Consider the following 20,888-nt stretch of genomic DNA (forward strand, 5'->3'; position numbering starts at 1 on the left):
GGTGAGATGACCGAAACGCCGAGCGTCCTCGTCATCGGCGGCGGGTCGACCGGGTGCGGCATCGTGCGCGACCTCGCGATGCGCGGACTCGACGTCACCCTCGTCGAAAAGGGGAACTTAACACACGGGACGACGGGCCGGATGCACGGCCTACTCCACAGCGGCGGGCGGTACGCGGTCTCGGACCAACCGTCCGCGCGGGAGTGCATCGAGGAGAACCGCGTCCTGCGGAGAATCGCCACCCACTGCGTGGAGATGACGGGCGGTCTGTTCGTCCAGCGACCGGAGGACGACGACGAGTACTTCGAAGAGAAGTTGCAGGGCTGTCGCGACTGCGGCATCCCCGCGGAGGTGCTCTCGGGCGAGGAGGCCCGCGAGATGGAACCGTACCTCGCGAAGGACGTCAAGCGGGCCATTCGCGTGCCCGACGGCGCCATCGACCCGTTCCGCCTCTGCGTCGCCAACGCCGCCGACGCCATCGACCGCGGCGCGCGCGTCGAGACGCACGCCGAAGTCGTCGACGTCCTCGTCGAGAACGGCGAGATAGTCGGCGTCGAGGTCGAACACGGCGAGAAGGACATCGGCATCGGGAAGGGCGAACCGGGTACCCGAGAGAAACTGTACGCCGACTACGTCGTGAACGCGACGGGCGCGTGGGCCGGTCAGATCGGCGATATGGCCGGCGTCGACGTCGCCGTCCGCCCCTCGAAAGGCGTCATGACCATCATGAACGTCCGGCAGGTCGACACGGTAGTGAACCGCTGTCGGCCCAAGGGGGACGCCGACATCATCGTCCCGCACGAGACCACCTGCATCCTCGGCACGACCGACGAGGAGGTCGAGGACCCCGAGGATTACCCCGAGGAGGGCTGGGAGGTCGACCTGATGATAGACACGCTCTCCGAACTCGTTCCGATGCTCTCGGAGGCGCGGACCATCCGCTCGTTCTGGGGCGTCCGCCCGCTCTACGAACCGCCGGGAACCGGCACGGTCGACCCGACGGACATCACGCGCGATTTCTTCCTCCTCGACCACGCCGACCGGGACGGCCTGCCGGGCATGGCCTCCATCGTCGGCGGGAAACTGACCACCTACCGCATGATGGCCGAGAAGATATCGAACCACGTCTGCGAGAAACTCGGCGTCGAGGCGACGTGCCGGACGGCCGAAGAGCCGCTTCCGGGGTCGTCTGACTTCTCCGTCCTCCGCGAGTGGATGGATGAGTTCGGCATTCGCTCGCCCGTCGGTCGCCGGAGCGCGCAGCGACTCGGGTCGCGCACCGACGACGTCCTCGGAGGGTGGGACGGCCCGAACCCGGTCGTCTGCGACTGCGAGGCGGTCACCCGCGCGGAGATTCACGACGCCATCGACCACTCCGGCACCGACCTCAACGCCGTCCGCATCCGCACTCGCTCCTCGATGGGCAACTGTCAGGGCGCGTTCTGCTGTCACCGGATGGCGAACGAACTGATACACGACCACGACGAACTCGTCGTCCGCGACTCCTTGGACGAACTCTACCAGGAACGCTGGAAGGGCGAGCGACACGCCCTCTGGGGCGAGCAACTGTCTCAGGCCATGTTGAAGCACATGCTCCACGCGACGACGATGAACCGCGACGGCGACCCCGCCGCCTCCGATTCGGCGGTCGACTTCGCCGCGTTCGACGTGGGCGCGTCGCCGTCGGCCGCGGCCGGCGGGACGACCGGGGACGACCCGGACCGCGCAGCGACGGACGGGGGACGGGAGGGAGAGAATGCCGATTCGTGAGGACGTGCTCGTCGTCGGCGGCGGCCTCGCCGCCGCGACGGCGGCCCTCGCGGCGCGGGAGACCGGAAAGTCCGTCCGCCTCGTCGCGCACAAGAAGAGCACGCTCCGGCAGGCCAGCGGGCTGATAGACGTGCTCGGCTACGTCGACGGCGACGGCCCCCGCGCGGACCCCTACGGCGCGATGGCCGACCTGCCCGACGACCACCCGTACCGCCTCGTCGGCGAGGAGGGCGTCAGAGAGGGCCTGCGCATCTTCGACGACGCCGTCGGCGACGCGTACGCCGGCGGTCACACCGATACGAACGCCCTCGTTCCGACCTACGGCGGGACGGTCAAACCGACGGCCCGATACCCGAACTCGGTCGCCCCCGGCCTCGCCAGCATCGACGAGGACGCCCTGTTCGTCGGCTTCGAGTCGACGACCGACTTCTCTGCGCCCGTCGTCGCCGACCACGTCGTCGCCGCGGGCGTCCCGTTCGAGGCGCGCGGCGTCACGATTCCGTTCCCCATTCGGTTCCGGGACGACGCCCGGGCGTCGCGGTTCGCCCGGGCGCTGGACCGGGACGAGACGACCGACGACGGCCGCGGCGTCCGCCGCGTCCTCGCGGAGGCCGTCGAGGAGCACCTGACGGACGAGGAGCGGGTCGGCTTCCCGGCGATGCTCGGCGACGACCACGACGCGGAGGTGCGCGAGGAACTCGAAAGTCGACTCGGCGTCTCCGTGTTCGAGGTGCCGACGGGGCCGCCGAGCCTCCTCGGTCTCAAACTGGAGGACCGACTGTTCGAGGCCCTCGACGAGGCGGGCGTCCGCCTGTCGACGGGCAACCCCGCGGTCGGCTACGAGGCCGACGGCGACCGCATCGAGGCGGTGTATGTCGACCGGAAGAGAAAGGAGATACCGTACCACGCCGAGCAGTTCGTCCTCGCGACGGGCGGACTCGTCGGCAAGGGCATCGGCTCCGACCGCGAACGCGTCACCGAACCCGTCTTCGACTGCTACGTCCCCCACTCGGAGGACCGGTACGACTGGTCGGAGTCGGCGGCGTTCGGCGACCACGCGTTCGCGCGGTTCGGCGTCGTCCCCGACGAGGAGATGCGACCCACGACGGCGAGTGGCGAACCGGAGTTCGCGAACCTCCGCGCGGCGGGCGGCGTCGTCGGCGGCGCGGACGTGGCCCGCGAGAAGTCCGCCAGCGGCGTCTCGCTGGCGACGGCCGCCGTCGCCGGCGGCCGCGCGGGCGAGGAGGCTTGAGTACACATCACATGAGCGACGCAGAGAACCCATCGAACCCGACGCCAGACGAACAGACCGACTTCGAACCCGTGCAGGTGTTCGACGACGAGACAGAGATGGACCTCCGCCCCGGCGCCGACAACTGTTACAAGTGCACGTCGTGCGACACCTCCTGCCCCGTCGCGGAGGTGGACGACGACTTCCCGGGGCCGAAGTTCCAAGGCCCGGAACAGTGGCGCCTCAAGCGCAAGGACGACGAGGACATCGACGACTCCATCACCTCCTGTTCGAACTGCATGCGCTGCGACAACGCCTGCCCGTCGAGCGTCCCCCTGAGCCAGATGCACAACACGGCCCGCGGGGAGTACGTCGACGAGCAGATGGACAAACTGTCGCGGGAGTACCTGAGAAATAGACTGCTCTCGAACTACCGCATCATGGCGGAGATAGGCAGCAAGGTGCCCCGACTGACGAACTTCGCGCTCAACAACTCGCTCGTCCAGAAGTTCAACGAGAAGGTGCTCGGCATCACCGCCGAGCGCGACTTCCCCGCGTTCGCAGAACAGACGTTCCGCGAGTGGTGGCACGAACGCGGCGGCGCGCAGGTGTCCTCCGAGGAGAAGAAAATCGCCTACTTCCACGGCTGCTACTCGAACTACAACACGCCCGAGGTAGCGAAGGCGCTGGTGCGGGTATTCGAGAAGTTCGGCTACGAGATAGCCGTTCCCAGACAACGGTGTTCGGGCACGCCGATGTTCGCCAACGGGATGCTCGACGACGCCGGACGGGCCGCCGAGGTGAACGTCTCGGAGTTCTCGGACCTTATCGACGAGGGCTACGACGTTATCGCCTCCTGCACCTCCTGTTCGATGTCGCTGCGGCAGGAGTACCCCGAACTGTTCGAGTTCCACGGCACCGCCGAGGTGTCGGCGCACACCTACGAGGCGATGGAGTACCTCCGCATCCACGAGGACCTCGAAGCCGAAATCGAAAACGCCTCCGTGGAGGAGCAGTCGTTCGCCTACCACGCGCCGTGTCACGCCCGGAACCAGGGACTGGAGCACCAGGCGGTCGAACTGTTCCGCGAACTCGACGGCGTGAACATCGAGGACGTCGGCGACTCCTGCTCCGGAATCTCGGGGACGTACGGCTGGAAGGAGGAGAAGTACGACACCTCGATGAAAATCGGCGAGGAGATGTTCGACCACATGGAACACGCCGAGGGGAACGTCGGCATGACCGAGTGCCCGACGTGTTCGATGCAGATGGAGCACGGCACCGGCTACGACATCAAACACCCCCTCCAACTGCTCGAAGAAGCGCTGGTCTAGCGCTCCGCGCCTCTTTCTCGTTCGCTTTTACTGCCGAACGACGTCCTCGTCCGTCGGCCCCGCGCCGCCGAACTCGGCCACGAGGGAGTCAAGCGTCTCCGGGTCGTCCGCGCCGGGCAGTTGCTCCTCGGCGGTTCGGCAGTCGGCCTCGACGCCGAGACTCTCGCAGACGCGGTCGGCCGTCGCCTCGGCCATCTGCCGGTACGTCGTCAGTTTCCCGCCGACGACGCTCGTGAAGTTCTCGACGCCCTCCTCGGCGTGGTCGAGGACGAAGAACCCCCGTGAGATGCCGCGGGCGCCGTCGCGGGAATCCTCGTCAGGCGCGTAGAGGGGGCGGACGCCCCACCACGTCCGCACCTCGGAGGCGTCGCGGACGGCCGGGAGCATCGTCGCGCACTCCGCTCTGGACTGTTCGACCTCCCACTCCGCCGTCTCGTAGTCGTCGGGGTCGTCGACTTCGACGCTCGTCGTCCCGAGGACGACTTCGCCGTCGTGCGGGACGACGATGTCGCCGTCGTCGGGGTCGCGGGTACGATTGAGCACCGGTCCGAGACCCTCGTGTTCGACCGACACCATGACTCCCCGCGTCGGGCGCATCTCGACGTCGACGCCGGCCATCGCGGCGAGTTCGCCCGCCCACGCGCCGGCGGCGTTGACGACCCGTTCGGCCCGAATCTCCTCGTCGACGGCGCCGCCGACGTCGACGCCGACTACCTCCCCGTCCTCGACGCGCAGGTCTTCGACGGGCGCGTCCGTCAGAATTGTCGCGCCGTTCGCGCGGGCGTCGGCCGCGTTGGCCGCGACGAGGCGGGAGGGGTAGACGACGGCGTCGGGCACCTCCATCGCTCGGACGACGTCCTCGGACAGACCCGGCGCCGCCTCGCGGGCCTCCTCGGGCGAGAGCGTCTCGACCGGGATACCGATCTCCTCGCAGGCGGCGCGCTTGGCCTCGAAGTAGTCCGGGTCGTCGTCCGGGAGTTGGACGAACAGGCCGCCGGTGTCCCGAACGCACTCCCCGGCGACGTCCCTGAGGATTCGGTTCTCCTCGATACATTCGCGGGCGCCCACCTCGTCGGCCTCGGCGTACCGGGCACCGCTGTGGAGCAAACCGTGCGACCGGCCCGACGTCCCCGAGGAGAGACCGCCGCGTTCGACCAGCGTCACGTCGACGCCGCGGAGCGCCAAGTCGCGGGCGACGCCCGCGCCCGTCGCTCCGCCGCCCACCACGACAACGTCCGTGTTTCGCGTCATCACTAGTCGTTCGTCCGGACGGGTATGTGCCTGACGGCGCCGGCGACGCTCCGAGCGCGGCCGGTTCTGACGGCCGCCTTGACTGTCTCGAACACATAGTTCGAGAAACACTTATGCGATTTCTTGGGCTATGTTAACTGTTCGACGCAGTGGCGGCGTCGGCGGTGGGATTCGACCCACGATACGGAGTTATTCACAGATGACAGAAGACACGTACATCGGCGCGGTAGACCAGGGTACGACGGGCACCCGTTTCATGGTGTTCGACCACGGCGGGCGGGTCGTGGCCAGCGCGTACAAGAAGCACGAACAGATCTATCCCGAACCCGGCTGGGTCGAACACGACCCCGAGGAGATCTGGGAGAACACCGAGGCGGTCATCCACGACGCTCTCGACGACGGGAACCTCGACGCCTCGCAGTTGGAGGCCATCGGCATCACCAACCAGCGCGAAACCACCCTCGTGTGGGACCGCGAGAGCGGCCGTCCCATCGCCAACGCCATCGTCTGGCAGGACCGACGCACCACCGACCGCGTCGAAGCCCTCCAGGACGAGGGCAAAGAAGAGTGGGTTCGCGAGAAAACGGGCTTAGAGCCGGACGCGTACTTCTCCGCGACCAAAGCCGAGTGGCTCCTCGACAACACCGACCAGATTAAACTCGCCCGCATGCGCCCCGACGACGTCCGCGATAGGGCCGAAGCCGGCGAGTTGATGCTCGGCACCATCGACTCCTGGCTCATCTACAACCTCACCGGCGAGCACATCACCGACGTCACCAACGCCTCCCGCACCATGTTGTTCAACATCCACGACATGGACTGGGACGAAGAGCTCTTAGAGGAGTTCAACGTTCCCGCCGAGATGCTCCCCGAAGTTCGTCCCTCTTCGGACGAGGCGACGTACGGGTCGACGAACGCCGACGGGTTCTTGGGAGCCGAGATTCCGGTCGCGGGGGCGCTCGGCGACCAGCAGGCCGCCCTGTTCGGCCAGACCTGCTACGACGCCGGCGACGCCAAAAACACCTACGGCACCGGCTCGTTCATGCTCATGAACACCGGCGAGGAAGCCGTCAGCAGCGAAAACGGTCTGCTCACCACTGTGGGCTTCCAGCGCTCGGGCGAACCCGTTCAGTACGCCCTCGAAGGCTCCATCTTCATCACGGGCGCGGCAATCGAGTGGCTCGAAGACATGACCCTCATCGAGGACGCCGCCGAAACCGAGGAACTCGCCCGCTCGGTGGACTCGACGGACGGGGTGTACTTCGTCCCCGCATTCACGGGCCTCGGCGCGCCCCACTGGGACCAGCGCGCCCGCGGCACCATCGTCGGGATGACCCGCGGCACCCGCCGCGAGCACGTCGTTCGCGCCACTTTGGAATCCATCGCCTTCCAAACCCGCGACGTCGCCGAAGCCATGGAGTCCGACAGCGGTATCGACCTCTCCTCGCTCCGCGTCGACGGCGGCGCGGTCAAGAACAACTACCTCTGTCAACTCCAAGCGAACATCCTCGATACGGATATCGTTCGGCCGCAAGTGGACGAGACGACGGCGCTGGGGTCGGCGTACGCGGCGGGGCTGGCGGTCGGCTACTGGAGCGACCTCGACGAACTCCGCGACAACTGGCAGGTCGACCGCGAGTTCTCCCCCGATGAGGGCGCCGAGAACGTCGACGAGCGGTACGGACGCTGGATCGACGCCGTCGAACGCTCCCGTGACTGGGCGCGCGACGGGGGCGAGTGAGATGGCGCTCGCCGACCTCTGGACGATAGAGCTTCTCATCGCCGCCTTCGCGGGCGGCGCGTTCGGGGCCGCTCTGGGGGCGCTTCCGGCGTTCATCTTCACCGGCTTCCTCGTCGTCGCCGGCGAGGCGGCGGCGCTCGCGAACGCCGAGGCCGGGAGCATCACCGGCTCCGTCGCCTTCGGCGCGCCGTTTTCTCCTGCTATCAGCTTCGCCGGCGGCGCGGCCGCGGCGGCGTACGCGGCGAAGAAGGGCTACATGAACTCGGGGTTCGACTACTACGAGGCGAAGAACATCGGGTTCGCCCTCGGAACCAAACCGGACGTGCTGGCCGTCGGGGGCGCCTTCGGTATCGTCGGCTACTGGCTGACGGTCCTCTCGGGGACGTTCGCCATGCCGTACGACCACATCGCAATGGGCGTCACGCTCTCGGCGCTCATCCACCGCGTCGCGTTCGGCTACGACCTGGTCGGAAAGCGCCGCGGGAAGAGCCTCCTCGACATGTCGCCGTTCGAACGAGAGGAGATGCGCGTCATCGGCGACGCGGCGACGGACGGCGGGGGCGGGAACGTGAAGACGGACGGAGGGACGGCGGCGGCGCCGTCCCGCCTCGCCGTCGAACCGTGGCTCCCCCACCAGTACAAGTGGGCGAACGTGGCGATGGTCAGCCTCGTCGTCGGCATCCTCGGCGCCTACATCGCCATGGTGACGGGCAGCGCGTTCCTCGCGTTCGGCATCAGCGCCGCCTCGCTCCTCTTTCTCAACCTCGGCGTCGAGCGCATCCCGGTGACGCACCACATGGCGCTCCCGGCCAGCACGGCGGCGCTCGCGGTAACCAACGGCGGCGAGGGGTCGCTCCTCGTCGCCCTCGTCGTCGGCGCCGTCTTCGGCGTCGTCTGCGGCCTGTTCGGCGAGATGTTCCAGCGCATCTTCTACGCGCACGGCGACACCCACTGGGACCCGCCGGCGGCCGCCATCGTCTTCGGGACGTTCCTCGTCGCGGTGCTGTACATCGCCGGCGTCTTCCCGAGTTCCTCGTGGGTCGCCACGCTCGGCCTCTGAAAATAGCGTCGATACCTCTTTTTTACGTTCTCAGTCGTTCAGCTTGTGGTACTCGCGCGCGTCCTCCGCGGACTCGACTACCGAGTCGAGCGTCGCCTTCGACGACGTTGCCTCGACGGCGGCGTTCAGCGCTCCTTCGAGGACGGGCGCATCGGCGATGACCGCCTCGGCGTCGGTCATTTCCAAGGCGAGTTCGGTGTTCATCACGGCGCTGCCGAGGTCGACGAGGACGACGACGCCGTCGCCGTCGTCCGCGGCGTCGATGGCCTCGCCGATGCGGTTGGCGTTCGTGCCTATCTCCCCGCCGTCGTCGCCGTCGCCGCCGGCGGGTTCGATGCGGGCGTCGCCGCCGCCCATCTGCGCGGCGATGTCGCGGATGCCCTCCGCCGCCTTCGCGCTGTGCGAGACGACGACGAGTCCGATCATTCCTGCGCCTCCTCGGGGTCCTCGTCGGGAACCGACTCGGCGACCGCTTCGGCGTCCGTCTCACCCTCCAGATACTCCGAGGCGGTGTCGAGAATCTCCTCCAAGATGAACAGCGTGCTCGTCGCGCCGGGGTCCTGGTGGCCGACCGACCGCCACCCGAGGAACGACGCGCGGCCCTTCGACGCCCGTAGCGGGACGGTGAAGTTGACGCCGCGTTCGGCCGCGTCGACGGCCTTCGCGAGGGCCGTCAGCGGCGGCAGGTCGTCGTGCTCGATGGACTTTTTGTACGTGTGCACGGCGGGCGTCAGCGCGTCGACCATCGTCTTCGCGCCGACGGGCGCGTCGCCGCGGTCTTTCACCTTCTCCAAGTACGCCTCCGCGAAGGCGACGGAGGTTTCGGCGGTGATGCCGCCTTCGAGTTCCTGGCTCGCGGTCATGATGGACCCGCCGTACAGCGGACCGGCCGCGCCGCCGACGTTGCCGATGATGGTCGTCCCGATGGTCTTGACGAGTTCGTCGACGTCCATCCCCTCGAACTCGTCTGTCTTCTCCGCGACGGCCTGGAAGCCCCGGTGCATGTTGTTGCCGTGGTCGGCGTCGCCGATTGCCGAATCGAGGTCCGTGAGGTGGGACTTCTCCGACTCGATGCGCGCCGCCACGTTCTCGACGGCGGCCACGAGCGCCTCTCGCTGAACGGATTCGTCTACCATACCGGGTGAACGGCGCCGGTCGGCTTGAAACTACGGCGAACGGAAAAGTAGTCGTGTCGGTCGGTTTTCGTCTCGGCGTCGGCGTCGGCGTCGGCGAGCGCTCAGCGCTTCAGCGCCGGCGTGTCCGCCTCGGCCTCGAACAGGTCCTTCAGTTCGTCGTCGACGCGGCAGACGGTTACCGAACAGCCCATCATGTCGAGGGAGGTCATGTAGTCGCCGACCCACGCGTCCCACGTCTCAACGCCCTCCTCGTCGAGTATCTGCTGGACCCGCCGGTTGACGATGAACAGTTCCGACTGCGGGGTGCCGCCCATCCCGTTGACGATGGTGACGACTTCCTCCCCGGACTCGACGTCGAGGTCCTCCAGCACCTTCCCGGTGAGGTGGTCGGCCACCTCGTCGGCGGTCATCATCCCGGTGCGTTCGGTTCCGGGTTCGCCGTGGATGCCGATGCCGAGTTCTATCTCCTCGTCTCCCAAATCGAACGTCGGTTCGCCCTTCTCGGGGGTCACACAGGAGGTGAGCGCCACGCCCATCGTCCCCACGTTCTCGACGACCTTCTCGCCGACGGCCTGTACCTCCTCCAAGGACGCGCCCGCGGCGGCCTTCGCGCCGACGGCCTTGTGGACGAGGATGGTGCCGCAGACGCCGCGGCGACCCGAGGTGTACAGCGAGTCTTCCACCGCGACGTCGTCGTCGACGACTACCTGCGCCACCTCGGCGTCCTCCATCTCGGCCATCTCCGCGGCCGTGTCGAAGTTCATCACGTCGCCCTCGTAGTTCTTCACGACGCAGAGGACGCCCTCGCCGGCGTCGCAGGCCTGCACCATCTCGTTCAGTTCGTTCGCCGTCGGGGAGGTGAACACCTCGCCCGCCGCCGCGCCGTCGAGCATCCCGTCGCCGATGTAGCCCGCGTGCGTCGGTTCGTGGCCGCTCCCGCCCCCGGAGACGACGCCCACCTTCCCGTCCACCGGCGCGTCGGCGCGGACGAGCACCTTCGTCCCGTCGAGACGACGGAGCCTATCGGGATGCGCCGCCAGCATCCCGTCGAGCATCTCGTCCACGTAGTCCGATGGGTCGTTAACGAGTTTCTTCATACACGTGTAGGTCGTCAGAAGACGGCAAAAGCTTTCGCCGTACTCCAGGTTTCGGAGAACGACACTCGGGAAGAAACGCGGGGGCCGCGACGGGGTCTCCCTCGCTACTCGGTCCGCGCGACGCCGATGACGACGGTGACGCCCTCGACGTCCCACTCCTCGGTTAGGTCGGCGTCGTCGCCGTCCGAATCGAGCGTGGTCGCCCGAACCTCCTCCGCGACGAGGCTATCGTGCCGCGCCACGAGGTCCGCCACTCGGTCGTCCTGCACGTCCAGCGAGACGGCTATCTCCTCTTCGACGTCGAGGTCGAGGCGCTTGCGCATCTCCTGGATGCGGCGGATGACGTCGCGGGCGTAGCCCTCAGCCTCTATCTCCTCGGTGAGCGAGGTGTCGACGTAGACGACGCCGCCGTCGGCGCCGTCGACGTCGAAGTCGGCTCCGTGGACGTTCTCCGGCGGTTCGGCGCGGTACTCGACCATCTCGTCGTCGAGGTCGACCGTCTCGCCGTCGACGTCGATTCCGGCCTCTACCTCCTCGCGGGAGGCGCCCTTGACGCCCTCCATCACCTTCTGCGCCTCGCCGCCGAAGGCGGGGCCGATGACGCCCATCTGCGGGTCGGCGTACTCGACGAGTTCGTCGAACGTCTCCACCACCTCGACCTCGCGGGCGTTCACCCGGTCGGCCAGGAGGTCGGAGAGCGCCTCGACGGCCTCGGCGACGCCCTCGTCCTCGCTGGCGACGACGACGCGCGGGACGGGCCACCGGAGTTTGCGCTCGCCCTGTTGGCGGGCGTTCGCGGCCGCCTCCTCGACGCTCCGGAGGACGGCCATGTTTCGCTCCAGTTCCTCGTCGCGCCACTCCTCGTCGGCGGCCGGGTAGTCGAGGGCGTGAACCGTCGTCTCGCCGCCGTCGATGCGCTGGTACATCCGCTCTGCGACGTACGGGGTGAAGGGCGCGAGCAGTCGCACCGTCTCGTTCATCACCGTCGCCAGCGTGGCGTACGCGCCGCGCTTGGAGTCAGAATCCTCCTCCTCCCACATCCGTTCGCGGATGGCCTTCACGTAGAAGCGCGAGACGTCGCCCGTGACGAACTCCAATACCGCGTTGAGGGCGTCGTGGACCTCGTACTCCTCCCACGCCTCGGCCACCTCGGCCTTCACCGTCTGCAGACGCGAGAGCACCCACTCGTCGACGACGGTGAGTTCGCCCTCGTCGAGGTCCGGCGTCGCCGGGTCGTAGCCGTCCAGTTCCATGTACGGCAGGGGGAAGCGGAAGACGTTCCAGAGGATGTTAAGCGACGACTGCGTGTCGGAGAGGCCGTCCCACTCGAACGAGAGGTCGACGCCCTGTTGGTCGTGGCTCAGGAGGTACGCGCGCAGGGGGTCCCGACCGGCGCGGTCGATGGCCTCCTCGGGCGTGACGATGTTGCCTAACGATTTGGACATCTTCCGGCCGTTCTCGTCGTTGGCGAACCCGTGCATCAGCACCGAGTCGTAGGGACTCTCGCCGAACGCGGCGGTGCTCATCCCCAGTTGCGACCAGAACCACCCGCGGGTCTGGTCGTGCGCCTCGACGATGAGGTCCGCGGGCCAGAGGTCCTCGAACGCCTCCGTCTCGCCGGGGTAGTCGAGCGTCCCCCACGTCGCTACGGAAGAGTCGATCCAGACGTCGAACACGTCCGGCACGCGTTCGTACGTCGTGCCGTCCTCGGTGATGGTCAGGGGGTCGACGGAGGGTCGGTGCAGGTCAAGCGTCTCGGGGTCGACGTCCTGGTCGGCCCGCTCTGCGAGTTCCTCGCGCGTGCCGACGACGACGAAGTCCTCGCCGTCCGGCGACTCCCAGATGGGAAGCGGGATGCCCCAGTAGCGCTGCCGAGAGACGTTCCAGTCGGGCGCGTCGCTGACGAAATCGCGGAAGCGGTTGTCCCGCGCCCACTGCGGGTGCCACTCGGACTCCTCGATGTTGTCGAGCAGTTCCTCCTTGATGTCGGTGACCGTGATGAACCACTGGTCGGTGGCGAGGAAGATGATGTCCGTGTCGCACCGCCAGCAGTGGCCGTAGCGGTGGCTGTGCTCGCCGGAGTGCAGGAGGCTACCGTTCGCCTCCAAGTCCTCGATTATCTCGGGATTCGCGTCGCGGACGAACGTGCCCGCGTACTCGCCGGCCTGTTCGGTGAACTCGCCGCGGCCGTCGACGGGGACGTAGATATCGAGTCCGAGTTCCTGCCCGCGGGCGAAGTCCTCCTGCCCGTGGCCGGGCGCGGAGTGGACGAGTCCCGTCCGGTCGGCCTCGACGTAGTCGGCGGTGTACACCTCGCGGGCGCCCTCGAAGTCGGCGTACTTGGTCAGGTGCTCGGCGAGGGGGTTGTCGTACTCCCAGCCCACCATCTCCTCGCCCGTGACCTCCTCTACGACCTCGTAATCCTCGTAGCGGCCCTTCTTCAGGACGTCCTCGACGCACGGTTCCGCGAGGTAGAGCACCTCGCTTTCTCCGTCTTTCTCGGCGCGGACCGCCTGATACGTCATCTCGCCGTCGACGGCGACGAACGTGTTCGCGGGGAGGGTCCACGGCGTCGTCGTCCAGATGACGAGGCTTCCTTCTCTCCCTTTCAGCGGGAGTTTCACGTAGATAGAGGGCGACTCTATTTCGTCGTACTCCACCTCGTTGGCGGCGATGGCGGTCTGACAGCGGGGGCAGTAGTTGACCGAGCGCTTCCCCCGTTCGACCAAGTCGCGTTCGGCAACCCGTTGGAACGCCCACCACGCGGCCTCCATGTACTCCGGCGAGATAGTCTGGTAAGGGTTCTCCCAGTCCATCCAGACGCCGATGGATTTGAAATCCTCGTCCATCGCCTCGCGGTTACGCTCGGCGAACGACTTGCACTCCTCGATGAACGACTCCATGCCGTACTCCTCGATGTCCCGCTTGGTCTCGAAGCCGAGTTCCTCCTCGACTTTGACCTCGATGGGGAGGCCGTGCATGTCGTAGCCGGGGCGGTCGGTGACGCTGTGGCCCGTCATGCGCTTGTGGCGGATGATGGCGTCCTTCAGCGTCTTGTTCCACGCCGTTCCGAGGTGCATCTGGCCGGAGGTGTACGGCGGCCCGTCGACGAAGAAGAAGGACGGGTCGTCCGCGTGCGCCTCCTTCGCCGCCTCGTAGGCGTTCTCCTCGTCCCAGTAGTCGCCGACGACGGACTCCACGTCCCCCGGCGTATACTGGTCGCTTAGGTCGTCCATACAGGAGGAAATCCGGGAACGTATATCAAGTCCGTGGAACCGTGCGAACGGTTCGGCGCGGCGGTCGCGCGTTCGGCGAGTAGCTTCGAGTGTTCGGAGAACGAACCCCGACCCGTGCTCGAACTGTACCAAGCCGAGAGCTGTCCGTACAGCGAGAAAGTCCGCAGCACACTCACCGACCTCGGCGTCTCCTACGTCGTCCACAACCCGCGGCTACCCGGCGACGAGGGCGGCGACGTGCTCAACGAACAGACGCACGAAGAACTGACCGCTATCGGCGGCGAGGACGCGATTCCGTTCCTCCTCGACAGGGAGCGAGAGGAGGCGGTGTACGACGCCGAGGACATCGTCGACTACCTCGAAGAACACTACGGCCGATAAGGAGTCAGGACCGAGACCACGGCCTCGCGGTCGTCTCTCGGACCACGCCGCCGCGCTCCTCGTCGTAGACGGTCACCGTCGCCGTCGACGGCGACGATTCGGCCTCGTAGCGCGCGAGCATCGTACAGAGCAGTTCGTCCGCGTCGCGGAGGTGGTCCGGGAGTCCGGCGCCGTCCCCGTAGGGCCGACGCCGAAGGGGGAGCGAAACCGAATCCCACTCGGCCCACCCCTCCTCGCCGTCCCCGCCCGGAAGAACCGTGTACGCCTCCGCTCGCGGCATCTTCGCCTCCGCGAGGAGCGAAAATCCCGCCGAGTAGTCGTCGTTGCGAACGTCGTTGTCGAACGAACGCGGCTTCCGCGGGTAGTCGTCGGTGAACACCTCGTAGACGTCGTCGGGTGCCTCGGTGAACAGTTCGGCGTGGAAAGCGCGGTCGGAGTCGGCCGAGAGGCCGCCGCGAATCCACGGGTCGTCGGCGGAGTGCATCACCGCCGTCGCGTGACTCGCGGTCACCCGACCGCTCACCCGCCGTCGGACGTCGCCGAGACAGCCCGAGAGGCCGGCGAGCGAGAGGACCGATGCGGAGAGGAGGGCGCGTCGTCGCATACGAGAAACCTATTCGTCTGTCGACAAGTGTCTTCTCACTCGCGAGGGGAATCCGCGACGCGACTCAGAAGTCCGGCAGGTCGTCCGGCGCCTCGTACTCGGATTCCCAGTCGATGTAGTCGTCTTTCAGCACGTCACAGGCCGTCTGGCCTAACTCGGTGAGGCCGGCGTTGATGCTGGAGACTTGCTTCCACGAGTTCAACTCCGGGTGGACCTCCCGCTCCTTCCAGTCCTGCGGGAGGCCCGGCGCGTGATAACCGACGCGCCCGGCGAAGTCGTCCCAGAAGAAATCGAAATCCGACCCGAGACCGAGGTCGGTCACGATGTCCCACTCCTCGGCGGTGACCTGCGTCTCGGCGGCCCACGCCGCGAACGCCTCCTCCCACGCGCCCTCGGCGAGAAACGCGCCGAGTTCCTCGCGGCGGTAGTCGCTGTCGCCGACGACGTCGGCGTCGTCGTACTCGTTGGGGTCGACGTTCGGGCTGAGCTCCGGCGGCGACGGGGGGTCCACGTCGAGCGTCATGACTCAAGGTTGGTCGGCCGACGGTAAAAGCGTGGAAGTCTCACGGCGCCCCGTTTCGTTCGTCCCGCCCCTCAGAAGTCCAGGTCGTCGTGTTCGTCGGACTGTTCGCCCAGGTCGAAGCGCTCGGGCGGTTGGCCGGCTTCGTCCAGCACCTCGTCGGAGACGACGATGGGGCAGTCGACGCGGACGGCCAGCGAGACGGCGTCGCTCGGGCGGGCGTCGAAGACGAACGTCTTCGGTTCGCCGTCCTCGTAGCGCTCGGCGTCTATCTTGGCGAAGAACGTCCCGTCGGCGAGGTCGTCGATGCGGATGGAGTCGATGGCGCCGCCGAACTCCGTTATCATGTCCACGAGCAGGTCGTGAGTCAGGGGTCGCTCGAACGGTTCGCCCGAGAGGGCGAGTTGGATCGCCTGCGCTTGGTCGGAGGTGATGACGATGGGCAGATACTCCTCGCGGGCTTGGAGGACCACCGCCGGGACGTTCCCGCCCTCGGCGTCGACGCCGACGCCGATTCCCTTCACCTCGGCCCGGTGATTCATGCGCAGTGGTTCGAGCGCGAGGTATGAATACCTACGGGGAAGTCGACACCCCTCGACGGAATCGGATGACTCAGTCGCGGCGGCGGTACCAAATGAACGACCAGACGACGAGGACGCTCAGCCCCCCGAGGAAGAAGAGCAGTCCCGGCGGGAGTCCGGCGGCCGTCGCCGCCTCGTCCGCGACGCGCGTCGCCTCCATCGTCGCCGCGTCGCCGCCGGCACTTCCCGACTGGGCGACGAACGGGAGCGTCGCCCCCGTGGCCGCCCACTGGACGAGGAGGCTGGCGACGCCGACGACGCCGACGGCCCCGAGGAGGCGGCGCAGGGCGGCGCGCAGACCGGTCGTCTCCTCCTGATCCGCGGCGACGACGACCAGCGGTCGGTCCGAGGGCGCGTACACCTTCATCTCGCGGCCCTTCTCGGAGTAGACGGTATCGACGACTTCGACGGCGCCGGCGTCTTCGAGGCGGCCGAGGTGGTACTGGACGTTCTGCAGGGAGGTGTCGACGGCGTCGGCGAGGGCGGCCGGGTTCGCGGGTTCCTCGTGGAGGGTCGAGAGGACCCGTCGGGCCGTCGCGGAGGAGAGCGCCGACAGCAGACCGTCGGCGTCGTCGTCGTCGAGGCCGATGACGCGCGGCGAGGCGTCGACCTCGGTCTTCGACGAGGAGGGCAGGAGGCGTGCCATAGCGGCCGATAGGGCGCCACGGGATACAAGCTTTCCCGTCTTTTTACTCTCCGCGCGCGTCCACAGCGTCCCCCGGTCCGTCTCCCTCCACGACGGCGACCCGAAGGTCGTTCACGTTGGTTCCGGTCGGTCCCGTCCGAATCAGCGCGTCCCGGTCGCGGAGGAACGGCAGGGCGTCGTTGTCGGCGAGTGCGGCGGCAGCCTCGCGGCCGGCGTCGACGCCGGCCGCCGTCTCCGCGTCGACCACCGCGCCGGCCACGCCCGTCCCGCCGTCCTCGCCGTCGCTGTCGAGGGCGGCCAGGACGGCGTCGGTTTCGAGTTCCCGCGCCGCGGAGAGACAGAACTCCAAGTTCGGTCCGCCCTCGCCGTCGCCGCGGACGGTGACGGTGCACTCGCCGCCGGTGAGGAACACGGCGGGGGCGTCGACCGGGTCGCCCGTGGCGGCCGCCTCCTCGGCGACGGCGGCGTGCGTCTTGGCCGCCTCGCGCGCCTCGCCGCGCACGCGCGAGGAGAGGATGACCGGTTCGTACCCCCGTTCTCGGGCCGTCTCCCGCGCCGCCGACAGCGCCGAGTGGCCGTCGGCGAGGACGTGGTTCCGCACCCGGTCGAACGCCGGGTCGCCCGGTTTCGGCGTCTCCGCCAACTCGCCCCGAGCGCCGCGTTCGAGTCGCTCGCGGACGCTCGCGGGCACGTCGAGGTCGTAGCGGTCGAGCACCGAGAGCGCGTCGTCGTACGTCGTCTCGTCGGGGGCCGTCGGCCCGGAGGCGATGACGCCGAGGTCGTTCCCGACGACGTCGCTGAGGACGAGGCCGGCCACCGTCGCAGGCGCGGCGAGGCGGGCCAGACCGCCGCCCTTCAGCGTCGAGAGATGCTTGCGGACCGCGTTCAGTTCGCCGATGTGCGCGCCCGACCGGAGGAGGGCGTCGGTCGTCGACTGGAGGTCTTTGAGGGCGATACCCTCGGCGGGCGTCGGGATGACGGCGCTGGCCCCGCCGGTGACGACGGCCAGAACGAGCGTTCGTTCGTCGGCGTCGGCGAGGAGGTCGACGATTCGCTCCGCACTGTCGACGCCCTCCTGCGAGGGGACGGGATGGGCGCCCGGCAGTCGGTCGATTCGCTCGCTCGCGCCGGGGTCGGGCGTGACGACGACGCCGGCGTCGATGCGGTCGCCGAGGACCGATTCGAGGGCGTCCGCGACGCCGTCGCCCGCCTTCCCGCCGCCGACGACGAGGAGGCGGTCGAACGCCGAGAGGTCGTAGGTCGTCTCCGAAATCGAGAGGTCGTCGCCGTCGAGCGAGACGGCGTCGCGGACGACGCGGTCCGGAAGGACCGCCTCGACGGCGTCTTTGAGACACGCCACGGCGGTCTCGTGTGCTGTCGTCGGCGTCTCGGCGTCGAACGTGAGGTCGGACATACCCGCGAGATGCTCCGACAAGGGTAAAAAGCGTGGCCCGAAATCGGGGGTAATGAGTCAGGAAGCGGCCGGCGAAGGTCGCGTCCGCGTCGTCGGGACGGCCCACGTCTCCGAGGACAGCGTCCGCGAGGTCGAAGAGGTCGTCGCGGAGGAGCGCCCGGACGTGGTCGCCGTCGAACTCGACGAGGGTCGGTACCGCCAGATGAAGGGCGGGACGCCCGACGACATCGAACCCGGCGACCTCCTCCGGGGGAACACCGTCTTCCAGTTCATCGCCTACTGGATGCTCTCCTACGTACAGGCGCAACTCGGCGAGAAGTTCGACGTGGAACCGGGCGCGGACATGCTCGCGGCCGTCGAGACGGCCGAGGAACTGGGCATCGACGTCGCCCTCGTCGACCGTGACATCAACGAGACGATGCGGCGGTTCTGGTCGCGGATGTCGTTCGTCGAGAAACTGCGGATGGTCGGCGGCCTCGCCTTCGGCCTCGGCGACAGTCGCGGCGTGGCCGTCGTCCTCGGTCTGTTCGTCGGCCTCCTCGTCGGCCCCGCCGTCGGCCTGTTCGGCGGCGCTGTCGGCATCGGTCTCGACGTGCTGGCCCGCGTCACCGGCGGCCTGTTCGTCTTCGCCGCCGTCGCCGCCGCCCTCTGGGTCGTCGCCGGGTCCGTCCTCCCGACGGGCGAACGCGCCGCCGTCTCCGTCGGCGTCGGCGTCGCCGCCGGCCTCGTGGGGGGCGTCGCCTTCGGTCTCGCGGACCCGCTCGTCGCCCGACTGGGTCCGTTCACCGTCCGCGTCCTCGGCAGTCTCACGGTCGGCGTCGGCGGCGGACTGCTCTTGGGGGGACTCGCCCTCACGCTGGCGACGGCCTTCGCGAAGAATCCCGACGACGAGGTGGACGAACTAGAGGAGTTCGACATGAGCGAGATGACCGATACGGACGCCGTCAGCGCGATGATGGAGGAGTTCCGGGAATTCTCGCCGGGCGGCGCGCAGGCGCTCATCGACGAGCGTGACGCCTACATCGCCCACCAACTAGTCGGCCTCCGCCGGACCGGCCGGGACGTCGTCGCCGTCGTCGGCGCGGGTCACCGCGCGGGCATCGAACGCTATCTCACCAACCCCGAGGAACTGCCGCCGATGGAGTCGCTGGTCGGGACGGCCGACGACGGCCTCGGCGGCGTTCCGTGGGCGAAGATAGTGGGCACGGCCATCTCCGTCGCCGTCGTCGTGTTCTTCGGCCTGCTGGCGCTCTCGACGGCCGGCAACGACACCCTGCTCCGCCTGTTCGCCGCGTGGTTCCTCATCAACGGCGTCTTCGCCGCCGGACTGGCGAAGGCCGCCGGGGCGCGGTGGCCCTCCGCCCTCGTCGGCGGCGCCGTCGCGTGGATGACCTCCATCAACCCGTTCCTCGCACCCGGGTGGTTCACCGGCTACATGGAACTGCAGTACCGCCCGGTAAACGTCGGCGACATCGGTCGCCTGAACGAACTCCTCGCCGACGAGGAGACGCCCGTCGGCGAACTGGTTTCGGACATGTTCGAGGTGCCGCTGTTCCGCCTCATCGTCGTCGTCGCGGCGACGAACATCGGGAGCATCGTCGCCTCGGCGCTGTTCATCGGCTACGTCCTCCCCCTGTTCGCGGTCGACCTCGGCGGACCGGCGGGCATCATCGACCTGATGTTCGAGGGCGCGCGCAACGGGTGGGACGTCCTCGTCGGCCTCCTCACCTGAGACGACACCGGCGCCGCGCCGATACCCAACCCGGTACCGCACCGACCCGCGACCGCATCCGCAAGGCCCATCCGCCCGCCGTCCGAACGGTCGCTGATTCGACCTCATGAGTACGAACACCTCGCTCAGTTTTAGCTCCCGCGAACTCCGCGACCTGGCCGTCGCGTGGGCCGCACTCGGTCTCGCCTTCGCCATCTTCTTCGCCGGCGGCGGCACCCGCGCCGTCGCCGCCGTCACCGAGGGCGGCCTCCTCGGCCCCCTGCTCGTCAGCCTCCTGACCGCGGGCGTCGGCTTCCTCCTGCACGAACTCGCGCACAAGGTGGTCGCCGTCCGCTTCGGGCAGCGAGCGGAGTTCCGCGCCGACTACGGCATGCTCTTTTTCGCCGTGATGAGTGCGATCCTCGGCTTCATCTTCGCCGCGCCCGGCGCCGTCTACCACCGCGGCCGTATCACGGAGCGCGAACACGGCCTCATCGCCCTCGCCGGCCCCGTGACGAACCTCCTCTTGGCCGCGATATTCCTCCCGCTGCTCTTCCTCGGGGCGTTCGGCGGGTCGGAGTTCGTCGGCCTCGTCGGCTCTCGCGGCGTCACCATCAACGTGTTTCTCGCCGCGTTCAACATGCTCCCGTTCGGGTCGCTCGACGGCAAGACGGTGTTCTCCTGGAGTAAAATCGTCTTTCTCGTCGTGTTCGTGCCGTCGGTGCTGCTAACGCTCGGTCTGTTCGTCTTCGGCGGACTGTTCTGACCGAGAGACGACGGCGCGGGGACCTGCCGTCCGGACGCGGACGGCGGCGACGTCGGAGTCCGGTCGCTCTCCTCGACGGACGCCGAACGTCAGTCGCGGCCGTAGCCGTGGCCGGCGACCAGCGCGAACGCGTTGCAGGCGAGCAACCCCGCGAACCGGAGCGTCTCGGCCTGTTCGAGGCCGCCGTGGAGGAGGGGGAGGTACGTTAGCGGGAGTAGGACGGCTGCCCAGAACGTCACCGTCTGCGCCGAGCGGACGGTGAGGCGGGCGGCGTTGCTTGCGAGGCCGATACTACGTCGGACCGGCGTTCGTTCGAGGGTGGAGGTGGCGCTTGACATCGGTGGTTACCGTCACTCTGTCCTACGTGTTCTTCTCCCATATAATCAGTCGAGCATTACCGTCATTTTCG

The 20,888-nt window shown here is 68.2% G+C and carries 19 protein-coding genes; 8 read left to right on the top strand and 11 right to left on the bottom strand.

Annotation, left to right across the window (positions count from 1 at the left end; translation table 11 throughout):
* The first annotated feature begins 6 nt into the window (after positions 1-6).
* The 3 genes from glpA to NDI76_RS08885 are packed head-to-tail and all read left to right on the top strand — an operon-like array spanning position 7 to position 4,335.
* Positions 7-1,770 (top strand): anaerobic glycerol-3-phosphate dehydrogenase subunit GlpA, encoded by a 1,764-nt coding sequence (gene glpA, locus NDI76_RS08875; protein ID WP_310923646.1) that lies wholly within the window; start codon positions 7-9, stop codon positions 1,768-1,770.
* On the top strand, positions 1,757-3,022 hold the full coding sequence (glpB, locus tag NDI76_RS08880; protein ID WP_310923647.1) for a glycerol-3-phosphate dehydrogenase subunit GlpB: 1,266 nt from the start codon (positions 1,757-1,759) through the stop codon (positions 3,020-3,022). The genes glpA and glpB overlap by 14 nt, the downstream gene beginning before the upstream one ends.
* An 11-nt stretch (positions 3,023-3,033) precedes the next feature.
* Entirely contained in the window at positions 3,034-4,335 is a 1,302-nt protein-coding gene (locus NDI76_RS08885; protein WP_310923648.1) for an anaerobic glycerol-3-phosphate dehydrogenase subunit C, read from the top strand.
* Positions 4,336-4,362: 27 nt separating this feature from the next.
* On the opposite strand, the gene NDI76_RS08890 is transcribed toward NDI76_RS08885, so the two are convergent.
* Positions 4,363-5,586 (bottom strand): FAD-dependent oxidoreductase, encoded by a 1,224-nt coding sequence (locus tag NDI76_RS08890; protein WP_310923649.1) that lies wholly within the window; start codon positions 5,584-5,586, stop codon positions 4,363-4,365.
* A 199-nt stretch (positions 5,587-5,785) separates the two neighbouring features.
* Between NDI76_RS08890 and glpK the strand changes: the two genes are divergently transcribed.
* The gene (gene glpK / locus NDI76_RS08895) at positions 5,786-7,327 is read left to right on the top strand and encodes a glycerol kinase GlpK (protein WP_310923650.1); all 1,542 of its coding nucleotides are present in this window, start codon (positions 5,786-5,788) and stop codon (positions 7,325-7,327) included.
* A gap of 1 nt (position 7,328) precedes the next feature.
* Positions 7,329-8,387 carry a DUF7973 family transport facilitator gene (locus tag NDI76_RS08900; protein WP_310923651.1) on the top strand — a complete coding sequence of 353 codons (1,059 nt, stop codon included), beginning with the start codon at positions 7,329-7,331 and terminating at the stop codon, positions 8,385-8,387.
* A gap of 30 nt (positions 8,388-8,417) precedes the next feature.
* Here the strand turns inward: NDI76_RS08900 and dhaM are convergent, their stop codons facing one another.
* The 4 genes from dhaM to ileS form a co-directional block, all read right to left on the bottom strand.
* A complete protein-coding gene (dhaM, locus tag NDI76_RS08905) occupies positions 8,418-8,813 on the bottom strand; it encodes a dihydroxyacetone kinase phosphoryl donor subunit DhaM (protein WP_310923652.1) in 396 nt (131 codons plus the stop codon).
* On the bottom strand, positions 8,810-9,523 hold the full coding sequence (gene dhaL / locus NDI76_RS08910; RefSeq protein ID WP_310923653.1) for a dihydroxyacetone kinase subunit DhaL: 714 nt from the start codon (positions 9,521-9,523) through the stop codon (positions 8,810-8,812). Before dhaL ends, dhaM begins: the two co-directional genes overlap by 4 nt.
* Positions 9,524-9,624: 101 nt before the next feature.
* The gene (gene dhaK / locus NDI76_RS08915) at positions 9,625-10,620 is read right to left on the bottom strand and encodes a dihydroxyacetone kinase subunit DhaK (RefSeq protein ID WP_310923654.1); all 996 of its coding nucleotides are present in this window, start codon (positions 10,618-10,620) and stop codon (positions 9,625-9,627) included.
* Between the two features lie 104 nt (positions 10,621-10,724).
* The gene (gene ileS / locus NDI76_RS08920; RefSeq protein ID WP_310923655.1) at positions 10,725-13,856 is read right to left on the bottom strand and encodes an isoleucine--tRNA ligase; all 3,132 of its coding nucleotides are present in this window, start codon (positions 13,854-13,856) and stop codon (positions 10,725-10,727) included.
* 114 nt (positions 13,857-13,970) lie between these two features.
* Here ileS and NDI76_RS08925 point away from each other — a divergent pair, with 114 nt between their 5' ends.
* Positions 13,971-14,237 (top strand): glutathione S-transferase N-terminal domain-containing protein, encoded by a 267-nt coding sequence (locus tag NDI76_RS08925; protein ID WP_425498353.1) that lies wholly within the window; start codon positions 13,971-13,973, stop codon positions 14,235-14,237.
* A 4-nt stretch (positions 14,238-14,241) separates the two neighbouring features.
* Here NDI76_RS08925 and NDI76_RS08930 read toward each other — a convergent pair whose 3' ends face one another.
* From NDI76_RS08930 to NDI76_RS08950, 5 genes are all read right to left on the bottom strand, one after another.
* Positions 14,242-14,841, bottom strand: a complete 600-nt coding sequence (locus tag NDI76_RS08930; RefSeq protein ID WP_310923657.1) for a DUF8130 domain-containing protein — start codon at positions 14,839-14,841, stop codon at positions 14,242-14,244.
* A 64-nt stretch (positions 14,842-14,905) separates the two neighbouring features.
* Entirely contained in the window at positions 14,906-15,364 is a 459-nt protein-coding gene (locus NDI76_RS08935; RefSeq protein WP_310923658.1) for a DUF7992 family protein, read from the bottom strand.
* Between the two features lie 71 nt (positions 15,365-15,435).
* The gene (locus tag NDI76_RS08940) at positions 15,436-15,903 is read right to left on the bottom strand and encodes a bifunctional nuclease family protein (protein WP_310923659.1); all 468 of its coding nucleotides are present in this window, start codon (positions 15,901-15,903) and stop codon (positions 15,436-15,438) included.
* Between the two features lie 70 nt (positions 15,904-15,973).
* Positions 15,974-16,588, bottom strand: a complete 615-nt coding sequence (locus NDI76_RS08945; RefSeq protein ID WP_310923660.1) for an ArsR/SmtB family transcription factor — start codon at positions 16,586-16,588, stop codon at positions 15,974-15,976.
* Positions 16,589-16,631: 43 nt separating this feature from the next.
* Positions 16,632-18,002 carry a glycerate kinase type-2 family protein gene (locus NDI76_RS08950; protein WP_310923661.1) on the bottom strand — a complete coding sequence of 457 codons (1,371 nt, stop codon included), beginning with the start codon at positions 18,000-18,002 and terminating at the stop codon, positions 16,632-16,634.
* A gap of 52 nt (positions 18,003-18,054) precedes the next feature.
* On the opposite strand from NDI76_RS08950, the gene NDI76_RS08955 reads away from it, so the two are divergent.
* Positions 18,055-19,734 carry a TraB/GumN family protein gene (locus NDI76_RS08955; RefSeq protein ID WP_310923662.1) on the top strand — a complete coding sequence of 560 codons (1,680 nt, stop codon included), beginning with the start codon at positions 18,055-18,057 and terminating at the stop codon, positions 19,732-19,734.
* Positions 19,735-19,840: 106 nt separating this feature from the next.
* Positions 19,841-20,479 carry a zinc metalloprotease gene (locus NDI76_RS08960; RefSeq protein WP_310923663.1) on the top strand — a complete coding sequence of 213 codons (639 nt, stop codon included), beginning with the start codon at positions 19,841-19,843 and terminating at the stop codon, positions 20,477-20,479.
* An 89-nt stretch (positions 20,480-20,568) separates the two neighbouring features.
* Here NDI76_RS08960 and NDI76_RS08965 read toward each other — a convergent pair whose 3' ends face one another.
* Positions 20,569-20,817, bottom strand: coding sequence for a DUF8028 family protein (locus tag NDI76_RS08965; RefSeq protein WP_310923664.1), 249 nt, complete (start codon positions 20,815-20,817; stop codon positions 20,569-20,571).
* Positions 20,818-20,888: the final 71 nt, after the last annotated feature.

Source organism: Halogeometricum sp. S1BR25-6 (assembly GCF_031624495.1).
Lineage (GTDB): Archaea > Halobacteriota > Halobacteria > Halobacteriales > Haloferacaceae > Halogeometricum > Halogeometricum salsisoli.

Bases quoted from the DNA above. Each gene is read 5' to 3' on its own strand.
- NDI76_RS08935 (WP_310923658.1), bottom strand. From the start codon at position 15,364: ATGACGCTCGACGTGGACCCCCCGTCGCCGCCGGAGCTCAGCCCGAAC.
- glpK (WP_310923650.1), top strand. From the start codon at position 5,786: ATGACAGAAGACACGTACATCGGCGCGGTAGACCAGGGTACGACGGGC.
- glpA (WP_310923646.1), top strand. From the start codon at position 7: ATGACCGAAACGCCGAGCGTCCTCGTCATCGGCGGCGGGTCGACCGGG.
- NDI76_RS08960 (WP_310923663.1), top strand. From the start codon at position 19,841: ATGAGTACGAACACCTCGCTCAGTTTTAGCTCCCGCGAACTCCGCGAC.
- NDI76_RS08955 (WP_310923662.1), top strand. From the start codon at position 18,055: ATGAGTCAGGAAGCGGCCGGCGAAGGTCGCGTCCGCGTCGTCGGGACG.
- dhaK (WP_310923654.1), bottom strand. From the start codon at position 10,620: ATGAAGAAACTCGTTAACGACCCATCGGACTACGTGGACGAGATGCTC.
- NDI76_RS08885 (WP_310923648.1), top strand. From the start codon at position 3,034: ATGAGCGACGCAGAGAACCCATCGAACCCGACGCCAGACGAACAGACC.
- dhaM (WP_310923652.1), bottom strand. From the start codon at position 8,813: ATGATCGGACTCGTCGTCGTCTCGCACAGCGCGAAGGCGGCGGAGGGC.
- NDI76_RS08945 (WP_310923660.1), bottom strand. From the start codon at position 16,588: ATGGCACGCCTCCTGCCCTCCTCGTCGAAGACCGAGGTCGACGCCTCG.
- NDI76_RS08965 (WP_310923664.1), bottom strand. From the start codon at position 20,817: ATGTCAAGCGCCACCTCCACCCTCGAACGAACGCCGGTCCGACGTAGT.
- dhaL (WP_310923653.1), bottom strand. From the start codon at position 9,523: ATGGTAGACGAATCCGTTCAGCGAGAGGCGCTCGTGGCCGCCGTCGAG.
- NDI76_RS08940 (WP_310923659.1), bottom strand. From the start codon at position 15,903: ATGAATCACCGGGCCGAGGTGAAGGGAATCGGCGTCGGCGTCGACGCC.
- ileS (WP_310923655.1), bottom strand. From the start codon at position 13,856: ATGGACGACCTAAGCGACCAGTATACGCCGGGGGACGTGGAGTCCGTC.
- NDI76_RS08900 (WP_310923651.1), top strand. From the start codon at position 7,329: ATGGCGCTCGCCGACCTCTGGACGATAGAGCTTCTCATCGCCGCCTTC.
- glpB (WP_310923647.1), top strand. From the start codon at position 1,757: ATGCCGATTCGTGAGGACGTGCTCGTCGTCGGCGGCGGCCTCGCCGCC.
- NDI76_RS08930 (WP_310923657.1), bottom strand. From the start codon at position 14,841: ATGCGACGACGCGCCCTCCTCTCCGCATCGGTCCTCTCGCTCGCCGGC.
- NDI76_RS08950 (WP_310923661.1), bottom strand. From the start codon at position 18,002: ATGTCCGACCTCACGTTCGACGCCGAGACGCCGACGACAGCACACGAG.
- NDI76_RS08890 (WP_310923649.1), bottom strand. From the start codon at position 5,586: ATGACGCGAAACACGGACGTTGTCGTGGTGGGCGGCGGAGCGACGGGC.